Source organism: Bacillus sp. BC08, from assembly GCF_054326875.1.
The window spans coordinates 1-2,640 of the sequence record NZ_JBTGPA010000032.1 but is presented as its reverse complement, the minus strand read 5'-3'; the positions used below and the strand labels follow the sequence as shown (position 1 = coordinate 2,640).

Below are 2,640 nucleotides of genomic sequence, written 5' to 3'. Positions count from 1 at the left end.
ATTAGGCACGCCGCCAGCGTTCATCCTGAGCCAGGATCAAACTCTCCAATAAAGTTAGTTTGTCTAGCATCTAAAAATAAAAATTGACGTTTCACGTTGTTTGTTTCGTTCAGTTTTCAAAGAACTACTCGGTCGCTCATTTGCGACTTCCTTATGTTAACATCTTCATCTTTCAATGTCAACTAAGTTTTTCATTTCGTTTGCCGCGTTCTGCGTTATTGCATCGGCGACTTGTTCTATATTACACCTCTATTTAACAATAGTCAACAACTCTTTTTCATTTTTCACAAAAAAACATTCACTACTCATAGCCCTTCCTTATTTTTAATACATATAATTATGATAACTGAAAGGAGTGTAGAGATTGTTTGATTCTTCTATGTTACACATCATCAATGCTAATTTCAGAAAACCACACTACCACAGAAACTTCCCTCTCATTCTATTTTGGAGTCAAAAAAGTGGCTGCACTTCACTTGCTAATTGGTTTTTTTACCAGATTGATTGATTTATTACAAACAGCTTTAAACTATAATCCTTTTATTCATAATTACGAATATAACATATATAAAAGTACACCCGCCTACGATGTGCGGCTAGGCATAGCATTACGAGATAAACAAAAAGAGACTTTTAAACTTGTTCGTAATCCTTTTAAAAGAGCCGTTAGTTCTTTCGTATCCTTAATCACACCTCCCTATGTAGAAAACCCAGAATGGCAACCCCTTCACAAGTTTTTATATCAAGATGAAAATTCTCCTAAAGGAATCTCATATAAACAATTTTTATATTACCTACTCGCCAAAGGTGCTCATACAGATGATATGAATCCGCATTTTACACAACAATACATACTAGGTGAAGAAGCATATGTAACCAATTATATTTACTTAGAGGATTTTGATCAGGAAATGCAAAAGTTAGAGAGCCACTTTGAATTAAAATCCGCACCGATAATTAAATTATCAACATCCTGGCATCATCAGACTCCCGCTATGATCTATAGGTGGAATTTTAGCAAAGCAAGTATTACTGATCCTTTATTTCCTCGCTACCCCACTTTCGAAAGTTTTTATGATACGGAATGTATACAACTCGTTCAAACAATATTTCAAAATGATTTCGATACGTATAGATATAGTAAAGAATATCCATACTGATTTCAATCTATCATCTTTGCCAAATATAAAAAGATACCTAATATATTAGGTATCTTTTTAACATTTAAACTACATAAAGTATACTACTTAGCAGTCCTTACTATTTAAACTATTCCTCTTTAATAAATCACCTATTTTTTGATTATCTGCCCATCCTACTCCTATTAAAACTAAGCTTCCCCCTATCATTATCTTCCACGTTAAAGATTCATCTAATAGAACAATTGAAGTAACAATACTTATTAATGGTAATGCATTTAAATATAACCCACTTACCGATGCCGAAATCCTCTCTAACGCTTTGTTCCAAAACCAATACGCCAAAATTGTTGCACCTATAACAAGATACATTACGCTAAATACTGTCTTCCATGTTTCAATCTTTGGAAAACCATAATAAAAGATTTCCCCCATTGCAAAAGGCAATAAAATAACGGCTCCAATAATTAAAGTTGGCGTTGTAAAAACATTATTAGATAAATATCGCTCTTGCTTCGGGCGTTTTAACAATATCGTATAGAAAGCAAATAAAAAAGTGCTCAATAAAATAAGTATATCCCCTATTAAAGAGACCTCTTGATCAGTATTGTCAGAAGGAACAGTAATCAAGAGCACACCTATAGCTCCTAGCATAATTCCAACCCAATAATTCAACTGAATTTTCTCCTTTAAAAAGAATGCCGAAAAGAGAATTGTAACTAATGGCAATGCAGCATCAATGATACTAACATGCAACCCACTTGTTAAAGAAATACCGTAGGATGTGAACATAAAATACCCAGCTACACCAGTAAAAGATAGTAAACTCATTCTTTTCCACGGGACCTGTTTATGTACAACTGATCTTTTTAATTGTTTAAATGAGAATAGTAAACAGATTCCCCCCGCGAAGAAAAGGCGAATAAACAACAAAGTAAATGGCTGAATAGATTCTAATGCCCACTTTGTTGGTGCAATAGCTGTCCCCCATAATATAACGGCCACTAATAACATGCATATTTCTTTCATAATCCCCCACACCCATCAAAAAATATATGTTAACTATCTTAATTATAGATTTTTTCTCATGTGAAATCTTTTAAAAATGAAAAAGCGTTATGTAAAAAACAGCTGAATAGCTTTTTTTACATAACGTTTTCATATAAAGAGTAAAATTTTTTAGTCATTCTACAACTCAGTTAACATAAAAAGGTAATTCTTACCTTACACTAACATTTAAACATATTACTTTATCACCTTTTACGACACCTATCGCTCAAATTTCAATTTAGACAGTCCCTATTTCATCTTTAAGATTACTAAATTTATGGATTATGACATTCGGCAAATAAAAATAAATACAAAAAAACCTAAGTCGAATCGACTTAGGTTTTTGCTTGGCGACGTCCTACTCTCACAGGGACAAGGTCCCAACTACCATCGGCGCTAGAGAGCTTAACTTCCGTGTTCGGTATGGGAACGGGTGTGACCTCTCTGCCAT

General features: G+C 33.6%; 1 protein-coding gene, 1 rRNA gene and 1 pseudogene. 1 reads left to right on the top strand and 2 read right to left on the bottom strand.

The features are described 5' to 3' along the window. Positions 1-364: 364 nt before the first annotated feature. Positions 365-1,160: pseudogene (locus ACXVYO_RS16050) on the top strand (sulfotransferase family 2 domain-containing protein). A gap of 87 nt (positions 1,161-1,247) precedes the next feature. Here ACXVYO_RS16050 and ACXVYO_RS16045 read toward each other — a convergent pair. Continuing rightward, a complete protein-coding gene (locus ACXVYO_RS16045) occupies positions 1,248-2,180 on the bottom strand; it encodes a DMT family transporter (protein ID WP_458467806.1) in 933 nt (310 codons plus the stop codon). 354 nt (positions 2,181-2,534) lie between these two features. Further along, a 5S ribosomal RNA gene (gene rrf, locus ACXVYO_RS16040) occupies positions 2,535-2,640 on the bottom strand; the annotation flags it as partial.